Consider the following 24,791-nt stretch of genomic DNA (forward strand, 5'->3'; position numbering starts at 1 on the left):
CCTCCTCCCGGCCACCGTTCCCCGGGCGCCCCGCCGGTCCGGTCCGCCGCACGGCGGACCGGACCGGCCGCTCAGCCCGCGACCTGCCGCAGCGACCCGCGCCGCGCCTCCGGCGTGGCCAGGCACTCCACCTTCGCCGCGGTGTCCGTGCCCGGTGCCGGGTTGTGCAGCACGATGGTCAGGTCCGGACGCTCCGGCATCTTCAACTGCGTGCTCTCGAAGTGCAGTTCACCGACCACCGGATGGATGACGGTCTTGGTCCGCTGCCCCGGCGAGCGCACGTCCCCCCGCGCCCACAGCTCCGCGAACAGCGGGCTGACCTCGGCCAGGTCGGCCACGATCGCCCGGAAGCCCTCGTCCTGCGGGTACTCGGCGGCGCAGGCCCGGTACTCGGCCACGACGATCGCCGCGTCCTCCTCCCAGCCCCGGTGCCGACCCCGGTAGACCGGGTTGGTGAAGTAGCTGAACAGGCAGTTGCGGCACTGGTCGTTGAAGTCGAAGATCGCCGCACTGGCGTCGTTGAAGACGATGTTGTTCCAGTAGCGGTCGATGATGTTGGCCGGGAACGGCATCCAGGAGTCGATGATCCGGGTGAGCCCGGCCGACACCGGGATCTGCTCGGCGGAGGCCCGCGCCAGCGGCGGGTTCAGCCCGGCCAGGACGTACAGGTGGCGCCGCTCGGCGTCGCCCAGCCGCAGCACCCGCGACACCGAGTCCAGCACCTGCCCGGAGACGGTGATGTCCCGCCCCTGCTCCAGCCACTGGTACCAGGACACGCCCACCCCGGCCAGCACCGCGACCTCCTCCCGGCGCAGCCCGGGGGTGCGGCGGCGGGCGCCGCCGTCCGGCAGCCCGGCGTCGGCGGGGCTGACCCGCGCCCGGCGGATCATCAGGAACTCACGCAGATCCGCCCGACGGCGAGCGTCGGCGGTCTTCGGTGTCCACTCCACAGGGCTCCCCTTACCTGGTGGTTGTGCCAACAGGATAAGCACACTCTCTCCAGAGCCCGGCAGATCGCCGAAGCATGGACGCATGACCACAGACACCGGCCTGACCACCGCCACCGAGCCGAGGGCCACCGCCGACCCGGCGACCGCGCCCGCGGCCGTCCCCGATCCATCGGCGCGCCTCTCCGTCCGGGCCCGCCTGGTCCTCTTCCTGCTCTGCGCCGCCCAGTTCGCGGTGGCGCTGGACTTCTCCATCCTCAACATCGCGCTGCCCACCCTCGGCCACGACCTGCACCTGGCGCAGGCGAACCTGCAGTGGGGGATGACCGCCTTCGCCCTCCCGTCCGGCGGCTTCCTGCTGCTCTTCGGCCGGATCGCCGACCAGATCGGACGGCGGCGGGTGTTCGTCGTCGGACTGGCGCTGTTCACCGCGGCCTCGGTACTGGCCACCCTCGCCTGGTCACCGGAGTCGTTCCTGGCCGCCCGGGCGCTGCAGGGGCTGGGCGCGGCGGCGATCGTCCCGTCCGGGATGGCGCTGCTGACCACCACCTTCCACGAGGGCCCGCAGCGGGACCGGGCGATGGGCGTCATGGGCAGCCTGATGGCGCTCGGCTTCACCTTCGGCATGGTCCTCGGCGGCGTGCTCACGCAGACCCTGACCTGGCGCTCCACCATGGGCCTGAACGTGGTCATGGGCGCGCTGGTGCTGGTCGGCGCCCCGCTGCTGCTCACCGAGAGCCGCAACGAACGCCGCGTCGGTTTCGACGTCCCGGGTGCGATCGCGGTCACCGGCGGCCTGCTGGCGCTGATCTACGGCCTGTCCACCGCCGCCCAGTCGGGCTTCGGCAAGGGCACCGTCATCGGCGCGCTGGTCGCGGCGGCGCTGCTGCTGGCGTCCTTCGTGGTGATCGAGTCGCGGACGGCGGAGCCGCTGGTGTCGCTGCGCATCCTGCGCCGCCCGAGCGTGGCCTTCGGCAACCTGGGCGGGCTGACCACCTTCGCCATGATGACCGCCGTGATCTTCCTGGGGACCCTCTACCTCCAGCAGGTCAACGGCCTGTCCCCGATGGTCACCGGCCTGGTCTTCGGCGTCATGGGCGTGGTCTGCGCGGTGAGCGGCAACATCGCCCCCCGGGTGGTGGCCCGGATCGGCTCCGCCCGCACCATGGTCGTCGGACTGCTGGTGCAGGGACTGCTGACCACCCTGCTGCTCCTGGTGGGCCGGGGCAGCACCGGTACCTGGGTGTTCATGCTGGCCGGCTCGGCGGCGGCGTTCTTCCACCTGTGGGCGATCGTCTCCTACGGCGTCACCGCGACCTCGGGCCTGCCCGACGAGGAGCAGGGCGTGGCGACCGGCCTGGTCACCACCACCCAGCAGATCGGAATGACCGTCGGCATCCCGCTGCTCAGCGCCGTCGCCTCGGCCCGCAGCGACGCGCTCCGCTCGGCCGGACACTCGCTGGCCACCGCCACCCTCGGCGGCGTCCGGCTCGGCCTCGGCGCCGACGCCGCCCTGGTGGTCCTGCTCGCCCTGACCGTGGCCGTGGGGCTGCGCCCCCGCAAGCACCCCACCGCCTGACCCCGCCTCCGGTGGTGCGCGCCGCAGGCCTTCCCGCCTCGGCCAGACGAGCCCCGGCACCTTCCTCGCGCAGACGGCTCCCGCTCTGATCGCCCAACTCCGCACCGACGGAACTACGCTGTCCAATGACTCCGATCCCGCCAATATGTCAGAGCCCCCCAGGAGCCAGCGAACGGCTTTGGGGGGCTCTGCGCGTATTGACCGGGTTCAGGCGGTCGGGAACTGGCTTGCCTTGACAGCATCGATGAAGGCTGAGAATGCATCGATTCCGAAGACCAGCGCGGGGCCGTTCGGGTCCTTGCTGTCACGCACCGGGACGGCTCCGGGGATGAATCCGGGGGCTGCTTCGATGCAGTCGCCGCTGTTGGTGCCGCTGTAGCTGCTCTTGCGCCACGGGGCTAGGGTCAGGTCGTGAGTGGTCGTCATGTTCCAAGCTCTCCCTTGCTTTGCTGATCCATGCGGCGGACTCGCGGGGGGACAACGCATCCGCCCGGAGCAGATCATAGGTGCGCCTGTGGCGCGTGAGGACCGTCGGATCGTTACTCAGGTGGCCTCGGTCCAGCGACTCTGAATAGACCCACTCCGCCCGGTCCGGCATCGTGATGAGCGTCAGGGACGTGTTTGGGGGCTGAATGTGTTCCTCGCCGTCCGGCGCAAGTTGAATGCGGACGTTCGGTAACTTGCCGACTACGAGCAACTGGTCGAGCTGGTCGAGCTGGTCGAGCATGACGGCCCGGCTGCCAACTCTTCGCCGGATGCACACCTCGTCCAGGACGACGACCAGGAGCGGCGTGTCATCGTCATTATCACCGCGCAGGAACCGCTTTTGCCGATCAATGCGGGCTGCGACGCGTTCATTGACTGGCTTCCCGTTAGGGTCTGGCTCTCGGGACAACAGGACGTGTGCATAGTCCCAGGTCTGCAACAATCCTGGTACCTAACCGGTTTGGTACACATCGAGGCGTACAGCCTTCTTGTCCATCTCGGCTCGGTCCTGGAACCAGTCCGGATACTCAGGTGGGTACCAATCGATGTCATCCCACATGTCCGTTAGCTGGGTACCCGTCTGTAGCAGCGCGTCGCCCTTCTCGGCCACTTCCCGGGACGGGACGTTCTTGCCGGTCTCGTACCCCGCAAGTGTGGAGCGGTCGAATCCGAGGTGACTCGCGAGTGTGACCTGGGTGAACCCACAGGCCTCCCGTGCCCGCTTGAGTAGTCGGCCCCACAGGGCTCTCGGTGTCTCCGCCTGACCCCTGGAGCCGTTGCGCTGACTCACAACCCACCACCCATACAAATGTTCTGATGCCTTGCCTGATCTTGCTACCGCGATGTTGGAGTGTGCGACTCCCACGCTGCAAAGGCTGTTCCCGGGCCCCCTGTTTGGCAATCCTGGGGATACAGATGCAAACGAATAATGACGGCACGTCACAAGTACTCCGAGTACCGGCGGCGGGTGATCGCATGACGCCCCGAAAGACAACGCCATCCCCAGCGTACCGACCGGCACCCGGCACAGCCGTCGGGGACGCTGCAACTGGGGTGGCATCGAGAGTGAGACCACCCCGGACATGCTCCGGCAGGCGACGCAGGATGAGCGTGTCTGACGGCTGACGCCAGGATCTTGATTGGGCACCGACTCGCTGAGCGGGCACGCGGTGACCGAATAGCCCCCGCTGCAACCGATGACGGAAACGCGGTTCTTTCGTCGCCCCTGAACCCCCACACCGGACGCGTGTTCCCCAACCGTGGACCGGAGCGGGTCCAGCGCCCTTGTGACAAGCCGGATTGTGTCCGGACGCAAGGGATGTCCCATCCCACCTAGTAACCGGAAAGGAGGAACGCAGCATGGAGGATCAGAACATGGCACCGATGGACCAGGGTGCCGACGCCTTGATTCCGCCGGCGGTCATCGTCTTGGGCGACGCCGCCACGCTGACTCGGGGCAGTAACCAGAACAGCACCGAGTCGAAGCAGACCCCGTACGACTAATCGACGGGCTGAACCGGCGGCGGCTCCTCACTACGGGGGGTCGCCGCCTTCGTGACTGCGACAAGGAGGTGCCGAGTTGAACGAGTCTCCGAAATGGTTCGGGGGATGCGCACCCGGGGGACAGGCTGTCGTCCCAGTGGGTGCGGTCCTTGTCTGGACGGATTTCCTGCTGTGGACGGTGGGGGGCGACGCCGGACATCTGCGGACGGTTGAGCAGCACGGAGCGCGCCTTGCGGTGCTTGGGCCGTGCAACGCCTCCGACCACGACATGTTCCGGGCTTTGGCGAGCGATGATCTCGCTGCAGCCGTTCGGCTTTGGGCGGGTGCGTTCACGGTCGTCCGGATCCAGGGGCCGGGTTCGGTGGAGATCCTTACCGACGCCTCGGGAGCCGCCCCCATCTACAGGGTGAGTGCCCCCGGTGGTGTGGTCTGGGGGTCGAGCGCTCGCGCTTTGTCTTCGCTGTCCACCGGCAGCATTGACATGGATTGGCTGGCTGCGTACCTGAGGGAGAGGAACGCACCGGCTGCCGGGCGGAGCGCATGGGCGGGTGTCTGCCCGGTTCCCGCCGGGTCCGTGATGACCTTGGGTACAGGGGGCCGTAGCTCAGTGGCCGACTGGTGGTCCGCCGTGCGCCGACCGCCCGGTGAGGTCGTGCCCGCTATCAGGTGGGCACTCAGCGAGGGAGTCCGCGTCCGAGTGGAGGGAGTCACCACCACATCGGATCTGGCGGGCATGGACTCAACCACGGTCGCGTTGCTGGCTGCCCGGCACGGTCAGGTTGCTGGCATGACTCTGCACCCCGCAGGGACCGAGGACGGCGGGGACATGCAGTACGCGCGGGCACTGAACGTGCCGAACCTGTGGCGCACCACCTTCCCGCTCGGCGTCCGCCATCTCCCCTTTACCAGGGGCCGGACTGTACTTCCGGCGACCGACGAACCGGCCCCCTCAACCCCGGTGTGGGCCATGTTCGCCGAACAGTTGAAGGCGATAGCTGATGCCGGTTCAGGCTGCCACCTGACCGGGGACGGGGGCGACAACCTGTTCATGGCTCCACCTGCTCACCTTGCCGACCTTGCCCGCCGTGGACGGCTACTGCGGGTGGTGACTGACGCGCTGGACTGGGCGAGACTCCGCAAGCAGAACCCCCGACCGCTGATAGCGGCTGCCCTCCGGAGGGACGCGGGACGTATCAACAGGGCCGAGCGGCCTCGTCCGGCCTGGCTCACGGTCGATGTCCCGGACCCGGTGTATGGCGGCGTGGCGGGGGGCGATGCGGACGCGGTCCTCGTCGCGTCGATTCGCGACATCGCACGGTCGGCCCATTCGGAAGTCCAGTTGGCCGATGCGCTGGGAGTGGCGCTGCACAACCCCTACTTTGACGGGGCTGTGCTCGACGCGGTTGTGTCCGCTCCACCTGAGCGCCGCTTCTCCGCGCACCGATACAAGCCGCTGCTCGCCGACAGCTTCGCCGATGTGCTCCCGCCGACACACCGGGAGCGTGCGTCCAAAGGGCTGTTCGTGGGCGACTACCACCAGGGCGCGCGAGTCAACTTGCCACGTCTGCTCGCCCTCGCCGACGGACGCCTATCGGCCCTGGGCCTGATCGACCCGACCCCGCTACGCGCTGCCATGCATGCAGCGGCCCTGGGGGCTCCGACGATTTGGCCGCCACTGCTGTCTGCCGTCGCGGCGGAGTCCTGGCTGGAGGCAGTTGAGACCACAGCGCGAACCGAATGGGCTGCGCCGACTGGATCGGGGGCACTATGAGCAGGGCAAACACCGTCGCCGCGATCACCTCCTACGTCTGCTTACTCGTTGACTACGACACCGGACGCACCGAGTTGCGCCCAGCCTCCGAGGAAGCCGCAGCGCTGGCGGGGCACGTCATCGTCCTCCCCGAACCGTCATTGACATGGGGCACGGTGGAGCAACGGGCCGCTCTGGCTGCCGTACCGAGCAGTCCCCTCCGCTGGCGGGTGGGGGCCGTTGCGGCGGTGCTCGTCACGGCTGGGGCATTGATGCTCGGGCGTCGCCGACATCGCTTCCGGCGGCTGGCCTGGCTCGCGTGCTCGGGGCGGAAGCTACGACCCGCGACAGCGTGTCAGGCTCGCTACGCTGTGTGCGCGGTCCGGTGGGCGGCCCGCCTGATGCCGACTCGGTGGGCGTGCATGGAGGAATCGACTTCTGCGGCGGTCCTGCTCGTCCTCGCCCGACGCCGGGCGGAGTGGCAGCACGGGGTTGCCGTTGACCCCGCACGGCTGCATGCCTGGATCAACGACTCGGACGGTAACCCTGTTGAGGAGCCCGCCGACACCAGCCTCTACACCGCCACCTACACACCAGACGGACCCGCATCGGTCGGGACCGGCAGGGAGTTGCAAGCATGAGTGATCCACACATCCTCCTGTCCGGAGACAGGCTCGCCCTCGGGATGCCTCGACAGGATCTGCTTCCCGAGTACCACAGGTGGGAGAACGATGCCCGAACGATCATGGGCTACGGGAACCAGTGGGCCCAGGCGTGGGAAGTGCGCGCCGCAGGGTACGAGCGGCAGCGTGGCAACGACCGGTACCAGCAGTTCGAGATTGTGCAGCTCGACGGCCAAGAGGCTGTCGGCATCACCGTGTTGCAGATCAACACCTTTGTCCGGACGGCTGAGTTCGTGATCGTGCTCGCTCCCGAGGCGCGAGGAAAGGGCTACGCAGCCGAGGCGACGCGTCTGACGCTGGACTGGGCGTTCAACCTGGGGGCGCTGCGCATGGTCTGGCTCAAGGTCCTGGAGCCGAACCGGGCAGGGATCGCCGCGTACGCGAAGGCCGGATTCCGGGAGTCCGGACGACTTCGGCAGTCGGGGTTCTGGCTCGGTAAGCCGGTGGACGAGATCATCATGGACGCGCTGCCGGACGACTTCCCGGGACCGTCTGCGGTGGCTGCTGTCATCGGCGACTGACTTGATGGCTAACTGCTCGGCCCCGTTCGCCCGTGACCAGGGCGGACAACACGCAAGCGCCCTGTCCGGCTACCGAAGCCGGGCGGGGCGCTCTGCCCGGCGCAGCATCAGGAACCCGCGGTCCTGTCAACAGGATATGCACACTCTCTCCAGGCCCCGGAAGATCACCGAACCATGGACACATGACCACCGACACCGCCCTCACCACCGACACCGTGCCGACGGCGACCGCTGATCCGGCGGCCTCGCCCGCCGCCGTCCGCCTGCTCGGATACCTGCACAAGCCGCTGGAGGTGACGGTGGACCAGTTGCTGCGGCTGCCCGCCCGGCGGGCCCGGATCAGCCGCCGCCGTCACCGGGGCGGCGGGGTCCGGTTCGGGTCAGAGGTCGAGTAGTTCCTCGTGGAAGCCGCCGAAGCCGCGCTCCCGGTCCACCAGGTGGATCTCCAGGATCCAGTGGCAGCGCCGACCGGCCCGGTCGGTGCGCCGCAGCGGCTGGTCGCTGCCGGGGGTGAGGTAGTACTCGATCCGGTCGCCGTCGACCTTCTCGTGCGGGAACTCGCCGACCAGGTGCCCGGAGTGCGGGCCGCCGAACTCCCATCCGGCCTCGGCCGTCAGCCGCCGCACCTCCGCGAACAGCTCCGCGCCGGTGACCTGCGGATGCGACTCGAAGTACTGGCGTCCGGCGGCGAAGACCCGCGGCAGGTCGGCCCGCAGCCGGTGCTTGACCGGGTCCCCGCCCAGCACGTAGGTCCGCCCGAAGTCCGCCTCCCACTCCTCGAACAGCGGGCCGAAGTCGGCGAAGACGATGTCCTCGGCCTCGATGACCCGGTCCGGCGGGTTCTCCTGGTAGGGGTGGAGCGTGTGCGGTCCGGAGCGGACGATCCGCTTGTGCCAGAAGCGCCTCACCCCGAACAGCTCGCCCGCCAGGTCGCGGATCCGGTCGCTCACCGCCTGCTCGCCCTGGCCGGCGGCGATCAGGCCGCGCCGCTCCACCTCAGCGAACAACTCGGCGGCCTTCGCCTGGGCGTCCAACAGTCGCTCCGCGCGCGCGGCTTCATCATGCATACCGTGAACGCTAGGCGAGGCACCGCGGTCGGGGCCACCGATTCGCCACTCACGTGACCAGCGACGCAATGTGACGATGGGTCAGCTCGGCGGCCGGTCCGCGTCGCCGGGCGCGTCGCGCGGCGCCCGGGGGGCGCCGCGCGGGAACTCGTGAGAATCTGCCGGTGGGGGGTGTCAAGACCGCGGCGGCGGCTCCGACCAAAGGGTGCCAGGGCCCCGCCGGGGCCCGCGAACCACCGGGAGTCCGAGATGAAGTTCCTGATCAGCATGCATATCAACCCGGCCGTGATGGACGCGCTGACCGACGAGGAGAAGACGGCCCTCGGGGTCGGCCACGGCGCGTTCATCGAGGAGCTGACGAAGTCCGGCGAGCTGATCGTCACCCAGGCGCTGGTCGATCCGTCCCAGGCGGCGGTGGTGACGGTGCGCGACGGCCGGACGGCGGTGACCGACGGGCCGTTCCTGGAGGCCAAGGAGTACCTGGGCGGCTTCTACCTGGTCGACTGCGAGGACCGGGACCGTGCGGTCGAGCTGGCCGGACGGATCCCGGACGCCGCGATCGAGGGCCTGGGTGTCGAGGTGCGCCAGGTGATGTTCTCCGCGGGACCATTGGACGCATGACCGGACCAGCCGTCGAGGACCTGCTGCGTGAGCTCACGCCGCAGGTCCTCGGGGTGCTGGTACGCCGGTACCGGCAGTTCGAGGGGTGCGAGGACGCGGTCCAGGAGGCCGCCCTCGCCGCCGCCGTGCAGTGGCCCGCCGAGGGGGTGCCGGACAACCCGCGCGGCTGGCTGACGACCGTCGCCTCCCGGCGGCTGATCGACCGGCTGCGCAGCGACCACGCGCGCCGCGCGCGGGAGGCGGCGCTGGCGGCCGAGGCCCCGCCGCAGGAGGTGCCGGACACCGACGACACGCTGCTGCTGCTGTTCCTGTGCTGCCATCCGACGCTGACCGCGGCCTCCCAGACGGCGCTGACCCTGCGCGCGGTCGGCGGCCTGACCACCGCCGAGATCGCCCGCGCGTTCCTGGTGCCGGAGGCCACCATGGCGGCCCGGATCAGCCGGGCCAAGCAGCGGATCAGGGCCTCGGGCAGCTCGTTCGACCTGCCCGGGGGCGCGGCGCGCGCGGAGCGGCTCGGGGTGGTGCTGCACGTGCTCTACCTGATCTTCAACGAGGGCTACACCGCCTCCTCGGGCAGCGAACTGCTCCGCTCCGACCTCGCCCGCGAGGCGGTCCGGCTGACCCGGGCGGTGCACGCGCAGCTGCCCGAGGACAGCGAGGTGACCGGCCTGCTGGCACTGATGCTGCTGACCCACGCCCGCCGGGAGGCCCGCACCACCGCGACCGGCGACCTGGTGCCGCTGGACCAGCAGGACCGCACCGGCTGGGACCGGGCCCTGATCGACGAGGGCACCGCGCTGGCCGCGGCCGCGCTGGCGGGCCCGGCGCTGGGTCCGTACCAGCTCCAGGCCGCCATCGCCGCCACCCACGCCGACGCGGCCACCGCCGAGCAGACCGACTGGGCCCAGGTGCACGCCCTCTACCTGGTGCTGGAACGCATCGCGCCGAACCCGATGGTCACCCTCAACCGCGCCGTCGCCCTCGCCGAGACCGAGGGCCCGGCGTCCGGGCTGGCCCTGCTGGCCACCCTGGACGGCGACCCCCGGCTGGCCGGGCACCACCGGCTGCTGTCCGTCCGGGCCCACCTGCTGGAGCGGCTCGGCGACCCGGTCGGGGCCCGCGACCACTACCGCCGCGCCGCGAGGGCCACCGCCGGCCTCGCCGAACAGCGCTACCTGGACGCCCGCGCCCGCCGCCTCGGCCCGCGCTGACCCGCCGCGGTGACCGCACCCGCGGCCGCCCGGGGTCAGTCGCCCGGGGTCAGTCGCCCGGGGCGGGCGACGCCTCCAGTTTGGCCCGGAGCTTCTCCGCCCGGGGGGACTTCAGCTCGTCCAGGATGGTCTGCGCCGCCCGCCAGGCGGCCCAGGCCCGGTCCGGCTGACCGGCGCTGTGGAGGGTGTCGCCGAGGGCGGTGAGGCTGGTGGCCTGGCCGTCCCGGTCGCTGATCCGGGCGCGCAGCGCGGCGGCCTCCTGGAACAGCTCGATCGCCCGGGGCAGGTCGCCGACGGTACGGCCGGCCTCGCCCATGGCGTTGAGGACGAAGGCCTCCAGGTACGGCAGGTCGCTCTCCCGGGTGACCTTGAGGGCGGTGTCGAACCGCTCGAAGGCCTCCGCGTAGCGGTGCAGGTTCTGGTACTCGACCCCGATGTTGAGCAGCCCGCTGGCCACCGCGAACGGCGCGCCGTCGGCCGCCCGGATCGCGGCCAGCGCGCGCTCGTTCCACACCACCGACTCCTCCGGTCGCCCGGCGAAGTGGAGGGCCACGCCGTAGTTGCTCAGCGCCCCGGCCACCAGCCGCGGATCGCCGTACTGCCCGGCCAGGTCCATCGCCTCGCGGGCCAGATCGACCGCCTCGGGGAAGCGCTCCGCGTGGGAGCAGTAGTGCACCATCCCGGTGAGCATCCGCGACTGCGCCAGCGGGTCCTCCAGGTTGCGGGCGGTCGTCAGGCCGATCCGGTGGGTCGCCCTGTGCTCCTCCCAGTAGCCGAACTGGGTGCAGAACTCCCACAGTTGGGCGGGCAGGACCCAGGCCGCGGGATCCCGGCCGCGGGCCCCGGCCAGGCGCACCAGGGCCGCCAGGTTGCGCTGCTCGCGGCGGCACCACTCCACCGCCTGCGCCCTGCCCGGGAAGGTCAGCGCCGGGGCCACCGCCGGGATGGCGTCCAGACCCCAGCGCGGCCGACCGGGCACCAGCTGCTCGCCGACCGCCGCCGCCGCGTGCGTGTACCAGTTGACCAGGCGGCTGACGGCCCGCTCGCGGTCCTGCTCGCGGTCGCAGTCGGCCGCCAGCTCCCCGGCGAAGGCGCGCAGCAGGTCGTGGAAGCGGTAGCGGCCGAGGGCGGGGTCCTCCAGCAGGTTGGCGTCGACCAGGATCTCCAGCAGGTCCTCGGTGCGGTACAGGGACTGCCCGAAGAGCGCGGCGGCGGCGGGCGCGGTGAAGTCGGGACCGGGTACCAGGCCGAGCAGCCGGAACGCCTGCGCGGGGCTGAGCGCGCCCGGGTCCTCCAGGTGCTCCAGGCTCCGGTAGCTCATCCGGAAGCTGACCCGCACCGCGACGTCCTCCACCTGGAGCTCGTCGAGGCGGCGGCGTTCGTCGGCGAGCCGGGCGGCGAGCGCGGCGACGGTCCAGGCGGGGCGGGAGGCCAGGCGGGAGGCCGCGATCCGGACGGCCAGCGGCAGTCCGCCGCAGTACCCGAGCACCTCCCGCACGGCCGCGGCCTCGGCGTCGACCCGCTCGGCGCCGACCACCGAGGTGAACAGCTGTAGCGCCTCGGGCGGGGTGAGTACGTCCAGGTGCAGCGGCACCGCCCCGGCCAGGCCGGGCAGCCGCCGTCGGCTGGTCACCACCACCGCGCAGGTGCCGCTGCCCGGCAGCAGCGGCCGGACCTGCGCGGCGTCCCGGGCGTCGTCCAGGACCAGCAGCAGGCGGCGGCCCGAGGTCAGCGACCGGAACCGGGCGGCGCGGCCCTCCTCGTCCGGTGGGACGGCCGCGTCCGGCTCGCCGAGGTCGCGCAGCAGCCCGGCCAGTACCTCCGCCGGGGCCTGCGGCGAGTCACCGGTGCCGCGCAGGTTGACGTACAGCTGGCCGTCGGGGAAGTCGCCCACCACGTGGTGCCCGACGTGGACCGCGAGCGCGGTCTTGCCGATGCCGCCGATCCCGGTGACCGCCGAGATCACCACCGGCTGCACCGGTCCGTCCGCGGCGCCCGCGCCGAGCAGCTTGCCGAGGCTGTCCACGATCGTCTGCCGACCGGCGAAGTCACCGATGTCGGCCGGGAGTTGAGCGAGGGTCGACGGGGCCCTGGGGGCCGTCGCGGCGGCCGGGGCGGGGGCCGGGGCGGGGGCCGGTGCGGCGGCCGCCGGGGCCGGGGCGAGGTCCGGATCGCCGTTCAGGATGCGCCGGTGCAGCTCCTGGACCGGCGGGGAGGGCTCCACCCCGAGTTCGTCGACGAGCGTCCCGCGCAGGAACCGGAACGCGTCCAGGGCCTCGGCCTGCCGGTCGGCCCGGTAGAGGGCGAGCATCAGCTGCCCGTGGAGGACCTCCCGCAGCGGCTGCTCGCGGACCAGCGCCCGCAGTTCGCTGACGACCTCGCGATGTCGGCCCAGCGCGAGGTCCGCCTCTATTCGCCCCTCAAGGAACTGCAGTCTGCTCTCCAGCAGGTGGTCGCGGACGTCCTGGCCGATCCCGGGGAGGTCGGCGAACGGCTCGCCGCGCCACAGGGCCAGCGCGGCGGTCAGGTTCTCGGAGGCCCTGGCCCACTCCTGCGCGCGCGCCGCCGCCCGGCCGTCGGCGCCCAGCGCGGCGAACTGCTCGGTGTCCAACTCCCCTGGGAGCACGTCGATGAGATAGCCGCCGGACTGCTGCCGGATCCGGTCGACGGCCCCCTCGCCCAGGGCCCGCCGCAGTCGGCGGACGTGGTTGTGCAGCGCCGCGGTCGCCCGGGCCGGGGGCTTCCCCTCCCACAGCGCCTCCTCCAGCGCGGCGGCCGACACCACCTGGTTGGCGTGCAGCAGCAGCAGGGCCAGCATCGCGCGCGGCTTGGGCGCCGAGATCGGGAGCAGCACGCCGTCCTGGGTGACGGCCACAGGGCCGAGCAAGCCGAATCGCACAAGCACCTCGCAGTCCCGGTCGACACCGCGGACGGATGGTTCGCCCATGCGGCATAGATAGGCAAATGTTAGTGCTCGGATAGCAACGTCGTGAATGATCGCGGCTGACAGCAGGGACCGGCCGGTGCGGCGCGATCCGCTCCGCCGACCCGAGCTGCCCGTTCCCCGGTACCCCAGGGAAGGCCGGGTCCCATGGACGTCTGCGTAGCGAACTCCTCGACTGCCGCCCCCGCCGTCCCGAGGACGGCCGCGGGCGCGAGCCCACCGGCCCCACCAGCGACGGGCCGGTGCGCGACGCCGCGACCTGCTGACGCCGACCCGTGGTTCCTGTCAGCGAGGGAGTGGCAGGAACCGCGGCGGCCGGGCGGCCGCTCCGCTCAGCGCCCGGGGCGGGCGCTCGGCTCGGCCGTCCGTGCCAGCGAGGCGAGCACCTGGAGCTTCTCGTCGCTCTCGCTGCCCTGGTCGGGGTAGTAGAGCACCAGGAGCAGGCCGTCGACCGGCAGCTTGTCCCGGTGCAGGCGCAGCTCGCCGACGACCGGGTGGTTCACCGTGGTGCTGCCGCCGGCCAGGTCGCGGATGTCATGGCGTGCCCACAGGGCGCGGAACCGCTCGCTCGACAGGGCGAGTTCGCCCACCAGCTCCACGAAGCGCGGGTCGTCGACGTCCTCGCTGACGGACTTCCGGAAGGCGGCGATGAACCCCTCGGTGGAACGCGCCCAGTCCTGCTGGAACGCCTGCTCCTCCGGATCCAGGAGCAGCGACCGCAGCCGGTTGTACCCGGGCTGGAGACGCGGGGAGAGCGCGACCGCCAGCTGGTTGGACGCGAGCACGTCGAACACCCGACCCTCCACGAACGCGGGCACCTGCACGCTCGCGAGCAGGTGGTGCAGCCGGGCGGGCACCCGCTCGGGCCTTTGCCGCCGCTGCCGCTGCCGCCGGGGGCGCGCGGCGGCCAGGCCGAGCAGGTACTCCTGCTCGACCTCGTCCAGCCGCAGCACCCGGGCGATCGATTCGAGGACCTGGAGCGAGGGGTTGGTGTCGCGGCCCCGCTCCAGCCGCAGGTAGTAGTCGGCGCTGATCCCGGCGAGCAGGGCCACCTCCTCGCGGCGCAGCCCGGGCACGCGTCGGTTCGCGCCCCCGGGAATCCCGGCCCGCTCCGGAGTGACCAGCGCCCGCCGGGCCCGGAGGTAGTCGCCGAGCCGGTTGCCGCGGTCATCGTCACTCATAGTGAGAATGCTAGCTCCGGCGCGCCCGTCGAAGGGGGGCCCTGCGAGGACCTGGGAAGACCGGAGCACTGCCTCGGGCCGGGGAACCGGCCGAGACTGGAGCGGTCCCCCCAGAGCCAGGAGCAGCCATGGACATCACCAGCCGTACCGTCCTCGTCGTCGGCGCCACCTCGGGCATCGGCCTGGAGCTCGCCCGCCGCTTCGCCGCCGCGGGCAGCACCGTCGTGGTCGGCGGCCGTCGGGCCGACCGGCTCGACCGGATCGCCGCCGAGGGGCTGGCCACCGTCCAGGTCGACGTGACCGACCTGGACAGCGTCGGGCGGGCCCGCGACACGGTCCTGGCCACCCACCCGGGCCTGGACACGGTCGTCACCATGTCCGGCGTCATGATCCCCGAGGACCTGCGCGATCCGGCGCACTTCGGCACCGCCGAGCGGACGATCGACACCAACCTCCTCGGCACCATCCGGGTCATCGACGCGTTCACCCCGCACCTGATCGCGCGCGGCGCCGGGACCATCGTCACGGTCACCTCGGGCATCGCGTTCCTGCCGTTCCCGCTCATGCCCAGCTACGCCGCCTCCAAGGCGGGCGTGCACGCCTACTCCGAGGCGCTGCGCGCGCAGCTGCACGGAACCGGCGTCGAGGTCAGCGAACTCGTCCCGCCGGCCGTCGCCACCGAACCGGAGCACCTGCGGGCCAACCCGCGCGCCCTGCGGCTGGACGCGTTCGCCGCCGAGGTCATGGACCTGCTGCGGACCGACCCGACGCCGCCCGAGATCCTGGTGCGGGGCGTGCTGATGCACCGCTGGGCCGAACGCGACGGCAGCTACCCGGAGCTGGTCGCCCAGCGCTCCCGAGCGCTGGCCATGCTCCCCGACCGCCAGTAGACCCGACCGCCGGTGGACCCGACCCGCCGGTGGACCCGACCCGCCGGGGCCGGGCCCCCGGAGTGGCGGCGGTGGGGATCAGCCGCGCAGCAGGCCGTCCACCACCCGGGTGAAGACCCGGCGGCCGCCGGTCGCCAGGGCGGCGTCCAGCGGGGAGGGGAGCCCGCGCAGGCGGATCTCCTCGCGCCACCTGACCAGGCTCCCGGCACCGTCGGCGCGCACCTCGACCTCGGCCCAGCCGAGCACCAGCGACCCGCGCTTCTCCAGCCGCACCCGTCCGGGGGCCCGCGCGGTGGGCGGCTGCCAGGCGACGACCTCCATCGGGTCGTCGAAGCCCAGCGGGCCGACCGCGGTCCGGGCCAGCACCACGCTGCCGATCCCGGTCGTGCCGCCGCCGACCGCCGCGACCCTGGTCAGCGGCACGAAGGCGGAGTGCCGTGGCCAGTCGGTCACCCGCAGCCAGCACTCCTGCGGGCCGACCGGCACCGACCGGGTGATCTCGAAGAACGCCATGTCCGAAGAGTAGGCGCCGGGTCGGCACGGCGCCGTCGGGCGCCCGTCCACCGAGCGGTGGCGAAGCCCCCGGCCAGTGCCGAGACTGGACCTAGGTCCGTTCGGCAACCGAGGAGCGACCGTGGCAGGCGCGTCCGATCCACTCACGGGGCTGCCGCCGATCCTGCTGTCCCGACGGGTGCGCGGGTTCCTCGCCGGTGCCTACCTGCTGCTCGGCGCCGCCGTCGCCGCCGACCTGTCCACCGGCCCGCGCTCGACCTTCTCCCCGGTACTGGCCGCGGTGCCGGTGCTGGCCAGCATCGGCACCCGCCGGGCGCGGGTACCGCTGTTCGCCGGGGTGCTGGCGCTCGTCGGCGTGATCGTGCTGGCCCTGAGGAACGGGGGAGTGCCGCTGGCGGTGCACATCACCTCGGCGGTCACGGTGCTCGCCATCACCTGCACCAGCGCCGCCGCCGTGGTGCTGGTGGCCTCCCGCGAGCAGGAGCTGGCGCAGGTGCGCAGCGTCTCCGAGGCGGCGCAGCGGGCGCTGCTGCGGCCGGTCCCGGAGCGGATCGGGTCGCTGCGGATCGCGGTGCGCTACCTGGCCGCCGAGGCCGAGGCCCGGATCGGCGGGGACCTGTACGAGGTGCTCCCCACGCCGTACGGCACCCGGCTGATCCTCGGCGACGTGCGCGGCAAGGGACTGCCCGCGGTGGAGACCGCGGCCGACGTGCTGGGCGTGTTCCGGGACGCCGCCCGCTCCGAACCGGAGCTGGCCGCGGTCGCCGGACGCATCGACGCCGCGCTCGCCCGTCGCCCGGAGAGCGAGGAGTTCGTCACGGCCGTCCTGTTCGGCCTGCCGGAGCGGGAGGGACCGGCGCGGATGGTCAACTGCGGCCACCCCGACCCGCTGCTGTGCCGCGACGCCGGGGTGTACCCGCTCGAACCGGCGCTGCGGCTGCCGCCGCTGGCCATGAACGCCATCGTCGGCACGGCCTACCAGGAGCGCCGCTTCGACTTCGCCGCGGGCGACACCCTGCTGCTGTACACCGACGGCGTCTCCGAGGCCAGGGACGCGGCCGGGGTGTTCTACCCGCTGGCGGACCGGCTGCGGCGGATCGGCGGCCTGGACCCGGCCCCGCTGCTGGACGAGCTGCTCGCGGACGTCAGGGCCTACGTCCCGGGCGGCATGAACGACGACGCCGCGGTACTGGCGGTCCACCGGGAGCGGCCCTGAGCGAGGGCGAGCCGGTGGGAGCGGTCGGCCCGGGGCTGTGCTCAGGTCCTGCCCTCGCGCTCCTGCGCGTCCCGCAGGGCCGTCGACCCGGACCGGGAGGTGCTGGCCCAGCGCGCCCGGACCACGCGGAACCCCGCCCGCTCGGCCGCGTCGCAGACCAGTTCGTCGTCGTCCACCAGCATCCGGACCTCCCGGCCCCGGCCGAGGCCGCGCAGGGCCTCCAGCTTGGTGGCGCGGGCCGGGCGCCGGTCGTGGTCGCCGCGCATCAGCAGGCGTCCCTCGGGCAGGCCGTGCCGGGCCAGCCAGGCCAGGGTGGCCCGGCGGCAGCGCTCGGGACGGCCGGTCAGGTACACCACCTCGCAGGTCACGGCGGCCTCCAGGACCAGCCGCACCCCCTCCGCCAGCGGCTGGTCCTGGTCCGCCGCGGCGAAGAAGCCGTTCCAGTCCCGGGGCTGCCGCTCCAGGAAGCGCTGGCGGTGGCCGGTCTCGGCCAGGGTGCCATCCAGGTCGAACACGGCCAGGGGGCGGCTGTCGCTACTCGTCGTCCGGGTCACACCGGCCACCCTAGACACCCCCACCGGGGCAGACACACCCACCGGGGCAGACACACCCACCGGGCGGCGTCCGGGAATCTTGGCACCGCGCGGGCGTTGCACCAGGGGTGAGCCCGATCACCGCGACCACCCGGTTCTCCGTACTCGACCGCTCCCGCACCCGCCAGGGGCAGCCCGCCGCGCAGGCGCTGCGCGACACCGTGCGCTTCGCCCAGCAGATCGAGGAGCTCGGCTACCACCGCTTCTGGGTGTCCGAGCACCACAGCGTGCCCGGTATCGCCGGGTCCGCGCCGACCGTGCTCGCGGCCGCCGTCGCCGCCGCGACCTCGACCATCCGGGTCGGCACCGGCGGGGTGATGCTGCCCAACCACCGGCCGCTGGTCGTCGCTGAGCAGTTCGGGGTGCTGGAGTCGCTCTTCCCCGGCCGGATCGACATGGGGCTCGGCCGGTCGGTGGGCTTCACCGACGGGATCCGCCGGGCGCTCGGCCGCGACAAGAGCGATGCCGACGACTTCCCCGGTCAGCTCGCCGAACTGCTCGGCTACTTCACCGGCACCCAGACCGCGCACCCCCAGGTCCACGCCCATCCGGCCGAGGGCCTGCGGGTGCCGGTGTTCGTCCTGGCCACCGGGAGCGGCGCCCGGGTCGCCGCCGAGGCCGGGCTGCCGCTGGTGATCGCCCCCGTCCGGGGCGAGGACGCGATGCTGCGGGCGGTCGAGGGGTACCGCGCCGACTTCCGCCCGTCCGCCTGGGGTGAGCGCCCCTACGTCGTCCTGTCCGGCGCGGTGGCGGTCGCGGCCGACCCGGGGCGGGCCCGCGACCTGCTGCTACCCGAGGCCCGGGCCACGGCCCACGCCCGCACCCACGGCGTCTTCCCGCCGCTCGCCCCGCTGGACTCGGTCCTGGCCGACGCCGCGACCATGACCGCGCGTGAACGCTCCCTCTTCGAGGAGGCCCAGCGCGGCCAGCTGCACGGCACCGCGGACCAGGTGGCCCCCGCCCTGGCCGCCCTGCTGTCCCGCAGCGGCGCGGACGAGTACCTGCTCACCACCAGCGGCCACGACCGCACCGCCCTCCTCGACTCCTACCAACGCCTGGCCGCCCTGCTCGACCTCACCCCGAACAGAGCGGCCCCACCGCTGCGACCCCCGACCTGAAACCCGCTCGCGCCGGTGCGGGGCGCGGTCAGCGGCGTGACCAGCAGGTCTCCAGCACCGGCTCCAGCCGTAGCCGGTCGCCGTCCCGGTCGACGGCCTGGAGCGCTTCCAGGCAGGTCAGCACCCACTCGGCGTCGGGCGCGTCCAGGCCCGCGAGCTCGACCGCGGTGAGCGCGTAGCCCTCGTCGGTCCACTCGGTGCCGAATTCCTCGGACAGGGCGTGGTAGCCCCTGCTGACCAGCGGATCGGCGGTGAGCCCGGAGTTGTCGACGAACTCCGCGGCGAAGGCCTTCTGCCGCAGCTCGTCGCGGAGCAGGTTCAGGGCTTCGTCCTCGTTCCCCGAGCTGCTCTGCAGGCTGATCGCCCGGTCCAGCAGCAGGGGCCAGCCGCCGGTGAGCTCCAGCAGCCGGGTCACCCGCTCCGCGGTGAAGAGGTCGGTGTGCTGCGCCCAGGCCCGCAGGCTGCGCTGGTCGTGCCGCTGGAGGAAGACCGCGATCGAGTCGCTGCCCTCCGGATCAGTCAACAGTTCACGCCAGAGCGGGAGTTGATAGAGACCGAGGACCAATACCACGGCGCGGGTGACGTCGGCCCGCTCCGGAAGCAGCTTCCGGGCGAGTGCCAGGGACTCCCGGCAGGTGTCGACTCTGGTCAGCTTCTTCGCCAGGTCGCTCACGATCACCCGCCGGGCCCCGGGCCGACCGTCGGTGAGGGCCTGCCTGAACGCGGACGGCCCCCCGATCAGCGGCAGCTCCCAGTAGCCGACCCGGTCGGTGACGGACCGGAGCGTCCCCTCGACATCGCCGATTCCGGTGGCGGGGGTGCCGAAGACCACCCTGGTCTGGTTGACGCGCGCGGCCAGGAGGTCGTCGACCTGGGTGACGGTCAGCGGAGCGGTCCGCCGGTCGGGCAGCTCGGGGCGGCCCTCAAGGACGATGGTCTCCTCCAGCTCGCACTCCGACGCGGCGGTGAGCAGCCGGTGCTCCACCTCCTGGGCGGTGCCGATCATGCGCAGGGCGTTCGGCCCGCGCAGGTGCCACCCTCGTCCGTCGTGGTTGGGGGCGAGGATGCCGAGGCCGACCATTTCCTGCAGGTAGGCACGGAAACCCTCGCTGTCGAGGCCGGAGAAGCCCGCGCGCCACCAGCTCGCGCACTCGTCCCGGAGCTCGGCGTCGCTGAGCCGGGTCTCCAGCCCGTTGTCCCGGGCGTGGAAGGCGAGGACGTTGGCGATCACGTCGTACCGGTCGTCGAGGGTGAGGGTGTCCTTGAACGCCGCGGTGATGTCGGCCCGCAGCGAGGGGTCCGACTCGACCGCCTCGACCTCGGTGACGGTGATGGCATAGGGCGGGCCCGCGGCGTCGCCGCGGTTCCGCCGACGCTGCTGCATGACCTCCACCAGCCTGCTGCCGAACATCTGGAGCAGGAAGGGCTGGTACGAGCAGTAGCCCAGCACCCGGTTGACCACGTCCACGTCGACGAAGTCGAAGCCGAGCGCCCGCATCGGGTCGACCAGCAGGTCGGCCGCGAACTGCGGTGCCAGCGGGCCGACGACGGTGGGCGTCTGCGCCAGGTGGCTGAACGGCCCGTTGCGGGCGAGCCGGGTGAACCGCTGCACGGAGTGCAGGCCCGCGAAGACCACCTTCATCCGGCCGGGCGTCTCCGTGCACAGGCCGCGCAGCCGCCGGGTCTCGGTGCAGTGCGGAACGTCGGCCTCGAAGAACCGGTCGCACTCGTCCATCAGGATCAGCAGCCGTCGGCGGGGTTCCGCGTCGAGCCACTTCTTGATGCCGGAGCGGACGCGCTCGTAGCGGTCGGTCTCGGCCTCGGCCAGCTCCTTGCGGCGGCCCTTCTCCAGAACCTGCTGGTCCGTCAACTCGCGTTCCAGCACGCTCCAGATCGTTTCGGCGCTCAGCGCGGTGCCCTTGCCGATGTTGTGCTGGTCCAGATTGAGGTAGAGCTTCTGGTGGTGCTCCGGCTGCTGCTCCGCGAACCGGTCACCGGCGTCGTTGAGCAGGGCGGACTTACCCAGACCGCGTCCACCGAAGATGATCTGGGTGCCGTCCGGGTCGAGGATCCGCTTGCGTTCGGCGTCGCGGCCGTAGAACATCTCCCGGTCGATGCGTCCGCGCTTCTCCCTGAGGTAGGGGTTCACTCCCGAGAACGGCAGGAGTGTCGCGGTCGCCACGCTGACCTGCCGGTTGCCCTGGGCGGCGAGGTAGGCCAGCGCGGCGTCGTCGACGACGATCAGCGGTGCGATGTCCACTGAGGCGGCGGCGAGTTCGGCGCGCGCCTTGCTGTCGAGGGTGCCGAAGTAGGCGACCAGCAGGCTCTCCTTGCTGGGCTCCTGGGCCACCCGGCTGAGCAGCAGTTGCGCCGAGGGCCGACCCCAGATCATCAGGATCCGGAGCCGTCCCGCCTGTTCGAGGATCTTCGAGCCGAACGCGGGCGCCCAGGCCCGGCCGTTGATCTCGGTGTCGAGGACGTCCGCGAAGCGGTACTCGACGGTCCGCGGCAGCTTGTCGAGCGCGATGGCCTGCTTGGCCTCGTAGCCGAGCAGGTTGAGCGGCAGCAGCATCTCCCGCTCGGCGTTGCGGCGCCCGGCCGGGGGCGTGGTGCCGATCGCCCGCCAGGTCTCCAGTGCCTTGGCCGCGCGTTCGGCCTCGTCCGCGGACAACCGCGTGTAGTCGAGCGCGGGGAGCTCCGGATGCCTGCCGCGGGTGCGGACCGATCGCACCAGCTCGGCCGTGATCCCCTGGCCGAGCCCGTCCGGGACGGCCGGGAAGAAGCTCGCGAGGTGCGACTCGCCGGACACGATCTCCGGTACGGGCTCACCGAGTTCGAGGAAGTAGACGAGGTCGGCGGCGGTGGCCAGTCCGTCGGCCTCCAGATGGCGCAGTACCTGCGCGCGGTCCTCGTCGCCGATCTCGGGGAGCGCGTCCAGCCGGGAGCGGAGTCGCTGGGCGGCCTCGTTGCGGTACCGGGGGAGGAGTTCCGCGACCCGTTCCAGGGTGCGCCGGACGAGGATCAGCTCGCGGCTGCCGCCCTCCTCGGTGTGCGGCTGCGCATCGGCCAGCAGCTCCTGGAGGCTGAGGTCCTGGTCGTCGGTGAGGGCGCCGTCGGCCTGGGCCCGCCGGAGTTCGGCGACCAGGTCGGTGTGTCGCGCCAGCAGCTCCCGGCGCCGCCGGTCCTCGGTCTCCAGGAGCCCGGCGCGGCGCGACGGGGGGAAGGAGACCGGCTCGCCGGGCAGCGAGCCCTGCTCGGCGAGGTCGAGGATGCGGTGCGCCGCACCGAAGACGTCCTGGTCCTGCTGGAGCGCCACGGCCTGTTCCCAGGTCCGGTCCTGGGCGGTGAGCAGGGCGTCCACCGTCGGCTGCTCGCCGGTGGCCAGGGGGATCTTGAGCAGCTCGGCGTCGATCCGCCGCTGGGCGTCCGGACCGGGGACGTCGCGTCGGCGGGTCGGTCCCTGTTCGATCTCGCCCAGCAGGCTGCTCAGCGACTCGTGGGCCGCCCACGCCGCGGCCGAGGTCAGCGGATCGGGTGAGCGGCCCTGGACCGCGTCGAGGTCGGCCAGGGCCTGCTCCCGCCCGGAGAGGAGCGCCTGCCGCATGTCTCCGGTCTCCTGACGGGCCCAGTCGGTCTCGGCGGTCCGACCGCGCTTGATGGCCTCGGTGACGTCGATCCAGGACTTGGTGCAGTCGGTGGTGCGCTCGACCAGGTGGACCAGGTCCTGGCGCCCCGAGCCCTGGAGCGTCCGGCTGCTCGAACCGCGGAGTTCGCGGTCCATCCGGTCGATCTCCGAATGGATGTCGGTGAGTCGGGACAGCCGGTCGACGGCCTCCTGGGCCCTCGTCTTGGCCTCCGGCACGTCCTCGACCAGCGCGTGCAGCACCGAGCCGAGCAGGCCGTCCGGGGCGAGCCAGCGCTTGGCGATGGTGGTGGCCCGGTTGAAGCGGAGCCGCGGCGGCTTCAGCAGGTCGCGAGCGTGCTGGACGAGCTCACGGAGCCGGTTCTCGGACTCGGACACGTCCGCGGTACCGCTCAGCGGCTTGGTGAACGCCAGGGCGCTGCTGAGCGTGGGGTCCGCGACCGCGATGGCGAGCGTCGCCAGGCCGTTGGGCAGCCGCCCGGCCAGGGCCTTCAGCTGGGCCCCGGCCGCGTACTCGCCGGTGGCCAGTGAGGCGCGGAGCAGCGCGGGGAGAGCGAGCAGCTCGTGGTTCTCCAGCGCCTCCGTGCCCACGGCCTCGCAGTACTGGAGCGCCTTGACGAAGGCCTGCGGGCTGCCGGCGGCTCCTGAGGCGAGTACCGCGCCGGCGGCGGCGAGGCGGAGCGCGGCCTGCTCCGACTCGGGCCGCTCCGCGGCCCGGGCCAGGTGGAACGCGAGGCCGAACCGGCGTTCAGCGATCAGGCGGGCCATGGTCGACACCACCTGGGCGCTGTCGGCGGCCGGAACGGCGGCCGGGGCCGCGGGCTCGACCGCGGGTACGGAGACCGGCCGGGGGTCGGCTTCGGCCGCACGCTCCGTCACCGGCCCCTCGTCGCCGTGGTCGGCGGTGGTCGGCGTGGCCTCGGACGGGGTACCGGCCCCGGGCGGGGGGACCGGCTCGGCTTCGGCCTTCGGCTGCACTGCCGGTGCCGGTGCCGGTGCGGGTGCGGGTGGCGGTGGCGGTGCGGGTGCCGGTGGCGGAGCGGTGGTGGCGTCCGGGCCGGGAAGCGACAGCTCCTTGTACAGCAGGGCGGCGGCGGAGCAGGTCGGCAGGGTGATGCCGACCTGCTGCTGACGGGACATGATCTCGGCGAGGGCCATCGGCGGGTCCGGCTGCTCGCGGAGCCGGACGAGCTCGACCAGGGCGCCCAGGGCGGTCGCCTCGGCCCAGCCGGTGTCATCCCAGTGCGGCGTGTCGGACCAGGCACGGGCCAGCTCCTGGGCGGCTGCGAGCCCAGCGGTCGCGGGGCTTCCCTCGGCGCAGGTGACGGTCAGCAGTTCCCGCAGGGCGGCCCGGACCGTGCGGTCGCGGCGGCGCCCGTCGAGATGCGACCGTACGCTCTCGGCCAGGGCGGCCAGCTGCTCGGGTGCGTCCGGCACGCCGGCCGCGGCCAGGCAGTCCCGGACCTGGTGGACGACGCCGGTCAGCGAGGTGAGCGCCCGGGTGTCCCGCTCGGCGGGCGGGTATCCGCCCTCCAGCGCCGTCCCGATCCGGCGGGCGGCCTCCCGGGCTGCCTGAAAGGCTGCTTCCAGCGCCTGGTGCGCGTGCTCCAGGTCCAGTGCGTCGTGCTGAGGGGGAGCGTCAGCGGCGGCGACCGCTTCCACGTCTGCCTCCTTGGCGGAGCCGGGCGCGGCGGACTCGGTGAACTCGTGCGGGTCCGGGAGCGGCTGGTCCGGCGGGTTGTACGGAGTGAAACCGGGGCTTGCCTCGATGACCTGGTCGGCGGCCTCCCGTACGGCGTCCAGCAGCTGTGGCTCCGCCGCGTACCCCAGCCAGTCACGCTCGGCGGCCCACACCAGGACGCGCGCGTCGGCGGCGGAGGCGTTGCACCAGGCCAGGATGGCGAGCCGGCCGAGCGTCTCGCCCCAACGGGCCACCGGGTCGACCCCCTCGGTGACCGCGGAGAAGTTCGCCGCGGCGCCGATGTCGAGGATCACCCGGTGCGTCAGTGCCCTGGCGGAGCAGTGGCAGCGCCGTTGGCGGGCGTCCCGCTGTAGCCGGGAGAGCAGGTCGCGGCAGAGTGCCGTGCCGGCTCGGCGGGGAGCGGCCAGTTTGATGCCGAGGGTGCCCAGCAGCCGCTGTCGCTCGGTCGGGGTGAGCGAGTTGAAGGCCAGTTCGACCATGCCGGTGGTCACGTCGTCGAGCACGTCGGCGACGGGGAACCCGAGGGCGTTCAGGGCGTCCGCCAGTGGGCGCAGCGTCGCTAACGCGATGCCTGGTGGGGACAGCGGGAGTTTCGGCAGCGCCACATATCTGTCGTCCATGCA

General features: G+C 72.5%; 20 protein-coding genes and 1 pseudogene. 11 read left to right on the forward strand and 10 right to left on the reverse strand.

The genetic code is table 11. From position 1 onward, the window contains the following. Positions 1-71: 71 nt before the first annotated feature. Positions 72-890, reverse strand: a complete 819-nt coding sequence (locus GXP74_RS09560) for a helix-turn-helix transcriptional regulator (protein ID WP_225448585.1) — start codon at positions 888-890, stop codon at positions 72-74. 142 nt (positions 891-1,032) lie between these two features. Here GXP74_RS09560 and GXP74_RS09565 point away from each other — a divergent pair, with 142 nt between their 5' ends. Then, positions 1,033-2,526, forward strand: a complete 1,494-nt coding sequence (locus GXP74_RS09565; RefSeq protein WP_182451047.1) for an MFS transporter — start codon at positions 1,033-1,035, stop codon at positions 2,524-2,526. 207 nt (positions 2,527-2,733) lie between these two features. Here the strand turns inward: GXP74_RS09565 and GXP74_RS40175 are convergent, their stop codons facing one another. The 3 genes and pseudogenes from GXP74_RS40175 to GXP74_RS42060 all read right to left on the reverse strand — a co-directional run bounded on the left by GXP74_RS40175 (position 2,734) and on the right by GXP74_RS42060 (position 4,339). Beyond that, entirely contained in the window at positions 2,734-2,952 is a 219-nt protein-coding gene (locus GXP74_RS40175; RefSeq protein WP_225447819.1) for a DUF397 domain-containing protein, read from the reverse strand. A 34-nt stretch (positions 2,953-2,986) separates the two neighbouring features. Next, positions 2,987-3,454 (reverse strand): annotated as a pseudogene (locus tag GXP74_RS40180) (DUF5753 domain-containing protein); the annotation flags it as partial. A 9-nt stretch (positions 3,455-3,463) separates the two neighbouring features. Beyond that, positions 3,464-4,339 (reverse strand): helix-turn-helix domain-containing protein, encoded by an 876-nt coding sequence (locus GXP74_RS42060; RefSeq protein WP_370468406.1) that lies wholly within the window; start codon positions 4,337-4,339, stop codon positions 3,464-3,466. A gap of 32 nt (positions 4,340-4,371) precedes the next feature. Between GXP74_RS42060 and GXP74_RS09580 the strand changes: the two genes are divergently transcribed. The 5 genes from GXP74_RS09580 to GXP74_RS09600 all read left to right on the forward strand — a co-directional run bounded on the left by GXP74_RS09580 (position 4,372) and on the right by GXP74_RS09600 (position 7,864). Beyond that, positions 4,372-4,515: an albusnodin family lasso peptide gene (locus tag GXP74_RS09580; protein WP_182451050.1), complete on the forward strand. Its 144-nt coding sequence runs from the start codon at positions 4,372-4,374 to the stop codon at positions 4,513-4,515. 76 nt (positions 4,516-4,591) lie between these two features. After that, a complete protein-coding gene (locus tag GXP74_RS09585) occupies positions 4,592-6,286 on the forward strand; it encodes an albusnodin/ikarugamycin family macrolactam cyclase (RefSeq protein ID WP_182451052.1) in 1,695 nt (564 codons plus the stop codon). Then, entirely contained in the window at positions 6,283-6,906 is a 624-nt protein-coding gene (locus GXP74_RS42065; protein WP_182451053.1) for a lasso peptide biosynthesis B2 protein, read from the forward strand. The genes GXP74_RS09585 and GXP74_RS42065 overlap by 4 nt, the downstream gene beginning before the upstream one ends. Next, positions 6,903-7,469: a GNAT family N-acetyltransferase gene (locus GXP74_RS09595; RefSeq protein ID WP_182451055.1), complete on the forward strand. Its 567-nt coding sequence runs from the start codon at positions 6,903-6,905 to the stop codon at positions 7,467-7,469. The genes GXP74_RS42065 and GXP74_RS09595 overlap by 4 nt, the downstream gene beginning before the upstream one ends. A 182-nt stretch (positions 7,470-7,651) precedes the next feature. Beyond that, complete coding sequence (locus GXP74_RS09600; protein ID WP_182451057.1) at positions 7,652-7,864, forward strand: hypothetical protein; 213 nt, start codon at positions 7,652-7,654, stop codon at positions 7,862-7,864. On the opposite strand, the gene GXP74_RS09605 is transcribed toward GXP74_RS09600, so the two are convergent. After that, entirely contained in the window at positions 7,850-8,536 is a 687-nt protein-coding gene (locus tag GXP74_RS09605; RefSeq protein WP_182451059.1) for a M24 family metallopeptidase, read from the reverse strand. The two genes, GXP74_RS09600 and GXP74_RS09605, sit on opposite strands and share 15 nt — an antisense overlap. A gap of 249 nt (positions 8,537-8,785) precedes the next feature. On the opposite strand from GXP74_RS09605, the gene GXP74_RS09610 reads away from it, so the two are divergent. Beyond that, positions 8,786-9,157, forward strand: coding sequence for a YciI family protein (locus GXP74_RS09610; RefSeq protein ID WP_182451061.1), 372 nt, complete (start codon positions 8,786-8,788; stop codon positions 9,155-9,157). After that, positions 9,154-10,368 (forward strand): RNA polymerase sigma factor, encoded by a 1,215-nt coding sequence (locus GXP74_RS09615; protein ID WP_182451063.1) that lies wholly within the window; start codon positions 9,154-9,156, stop codon positions 10,366-10,368. Before GXP74_RS09610 ends, GXP74_RS09615 begins: the two co-directional genes overlap by 4 nt. A 49-nt stretch (positions 10,369-10,417) precedes the next feature. On the opposite strand, the gene GXP74_RS41800 is transcribed toward GXP74_RS09615, so the two are convergent. Continuing rightward, the gene (locus tag GXP74_RS41800) at positions 10,418-13,243 is read right to left on the reverse strand and encodes an AfsR/SARP family transcriptional regulator (protein ID WP_182451065.1); all 2,826 of its coding nucleotides are present in this window, start codon (positions 13,241-13,243) and stop codon (positions 10,418-10,420) included. 401 nt (positions 13,244-13,644) lie between these two features. Then, positions 13,645-14,493 (reverse strand): helix-turn-helix domain-containing protein, encoded by an 849-nt coding sequence (locus GXP74_RS09625; RefSeq protein WP_182451067.1) that lies wholly within the window; start codon positions 14,491-14,493, stop codon positions 13,645-13,647. A gap of 128 nt (positions 14,494-14,621) precedes the next feature. Between GXP74_RS09625 and GXP74_RS09630 the strand changes: the two genes are divergently transcribed. Continuing rightward, a complete protein-coding gene (locus GXP74_RS09630) occupies positions 14,622-15,383 on the forward strand; it encodes an SDR family oxidoreductase (RefSeq protein WP_182451069.1) in 762 nt (253 codons plus the stop codon). Positions 15,384-15,461: 78 nt separating this feature from the next. On the opposite strand, the gene GXP74_RS09635 is transcribed toward GXP74_RS09630, so the two are convergent. Continuing rightward, positions 15,462-15,896 (reverse strand): SRPBCC family protein, encoded by a 435-nt coding sequence (locus GXP74_RS09635; RefSeq protein WP_182451071.1) that lies wholly within the window; start codon positions 15,894-15,896, stop codon positions 15,462-15,464. A gap of 121 nt (positions 15,897-16,017) precedes the next feature. Between GXP74_RS09635 and GXP74_RS09640 the strand changes: the two genes are divergently transcribed. Further along, positions 16,018-17,112, forward strand: a complete 1,095-nt coding sequence (locus GXP74_RS09640) for a PP2C family protein-serine/threonine phosphatase (RefSeq protein ID WP_182451073.1) — start codon at positions 16,018-16,020, stop codon at positions 17,110-17,112. A gap of 41 nt (positions 17,113-17,153) precedes the next feature. Here GXP74_RS09640 and GXP74_RS09645 read toward each other — a convergent pair whose 3' ends face one another. Then, positions 17,154-17,666 (reverse strand): hypothetical protein, encoded by a 513-nt coding sequence (locus GXP74_RS09645; RefSeq protein WP_182451075.1) that lies wholly within the window; start codon positions 17,664-17,666, stop codon positions 17,154-17,156. A 107-nt stretch (positions 17,667-17,773) separates the two neighbouring features. Here GXP74_RS09645 and GXP74_RS09650 point away from each other — a divergent pair, with 107 nt between their 5' ends. After that, positions 17,774-18,823 carry an MsnO8 family LLM class oxidoreductase gene (locus GXP74_RS09650; RefSeq protein WP_182451076.1) on the forward strand — a complete coding sequence of 350 codons (1,050 nt, stop codon included), beginning with the start codon at positions 17,774-17,776 and terminating at the stop codon, positions 18,821-18,823. 28 nt (positions 18,824-18,851) lie between these two features. Here GXP74_RS09650 and GXP74_RS09655 read toward each other — a convergent pair whose 3' ends face one another. Further along, on the reverse strand, positions 18,852-24,788 hold the full coding sequence (locus tag GXP74_RS09655; RefSeq protein ID WP_182451078.1) for a hypothetical protein: 5,937 nt from the start codon (positions 24,786-24,788) through the stop codon (positions 18,852-18,854). Positions 24,789-24,791: the final 3 nt, after the last annotated feature.

The sequence above is a fragment of the Streptacidiphilus sp. P02-A3a genome, from assembly GCF_014084105.1.
Taxonomy (GTDB): Bacteria; Actinomycetota; Actinomycetes; order Streptomycetales; family Streptomycetaceae; genus Streptacidiphilus.

Excerpts from the sequence above, each read along its gene's own strand:
- GXP74_RS09560 (WP_225448585.1), bottom strand. The coding sequence starts at position 890 with ATGATCCGCCGGGCGCGGGTCAGCCCCGCCGACGCCGGGCTGCCGGAC.
- GXP74_RS09565 (WP_182451047.1), top strand. The coding sequence starts at position 1,033 with ATGACCACAGACACCGGCCTGACCACCGCCACCGAGCCGAGGGCCACC.
- GXP74_RS40175 (WP_225447819.1), bottom strand. The coding sequence starts at position 2,952 with ATGACGACCACTCACGACCTGACCCTAGCCCCGTGGCGCAAGAGCAGC.
- GXP74_RS42060 (WP_370468406.1), bottom strand. The coding sequence starts at position 4,339 with ATGGGACATCCCTTGCGTCCGGACACAATCCGGCTTGTCACAAGGGCG.
- GXP74_RS09580 (WP_182451050.1), top strand. The coding sequence starts at position 4,372 with ATGGAGGATCAGAACATGGCACCGATGGACCAGGGTGCCGACGCCTTG.
- GXP74_RS42065 (WP_182451053.1), top strand. The coding sequence starts at position 6,283 with ATGAGCAGGGCAAACACCGTCGCCGCGATCACCTCCTACGTCTGCTTA.
- GXP74_RS09595 (WP_182451055.1), top strand. The coding sequence starts at position 6,903 with ATGAGTGATCCACACATCCTCCTGTCCGGAGACAGGCTCGCCCTCGGG.
- GXP74_RS09600 (WP_182451057.1), top strand. The coding sequence starts at position 7,652 with ATGACCACCGACACCGCCCTCACCACCGACACCGTGCCGACGGCGACC.
- GXP74_RS09605 (WP_182451059.1), bottom strand. The coding sequence starts at position 8,536 with ATGCATGATGAAGCCGCGCGCGCGGAGCGACTGTTGGACGCCCAGGCG.
- GXP74_RS09610 (WP_182451061.1), top strand. The coding sequence starts at position 8,786 with ATGAAGTTCCTGATCAGCATGCATATCAACCCGGCCGTGATGGACGCG.
- GXP74_RS09615 (WP_182451063.1), top strand. The coding sequence starts at position 9,154 with ATGACCGGACCAGCCGTCGAGGACCTGCTGCGTGAGCTCACGCCGCAG.
- GXP74_RS09625 (WP_182451067.1), bottom strand. The coding sequence starts at position 14,493 with ATGAGTGACGATGACCGCGGCAACCGGCTCGGCGACTACCTCCGGGCC.
- GXP74_RS09630 (WP_182451069.1), top strand. The coding sequence starts at position 14,622 with ATGGACATCACCAGCCGTACCGTCCTCGTCGTCGGCGCCACCTCGGGC.
- GXP74_RS09635 (WP_182451071.1), bottom strand. The coding sequence starts at position 15,896 with ATGGCGTTCTTCGAGATCACCCGGTCGGTGCCGGTCGGCCCGCAGGAG.
- GXP74_RS09655 (WP_182451078.1), bottom strand. The coding sequence starts at position 24,788 with ATGGACGACAGATATGTGGCGCTGCCGAAACTCCCGCTGTCCCCACCA.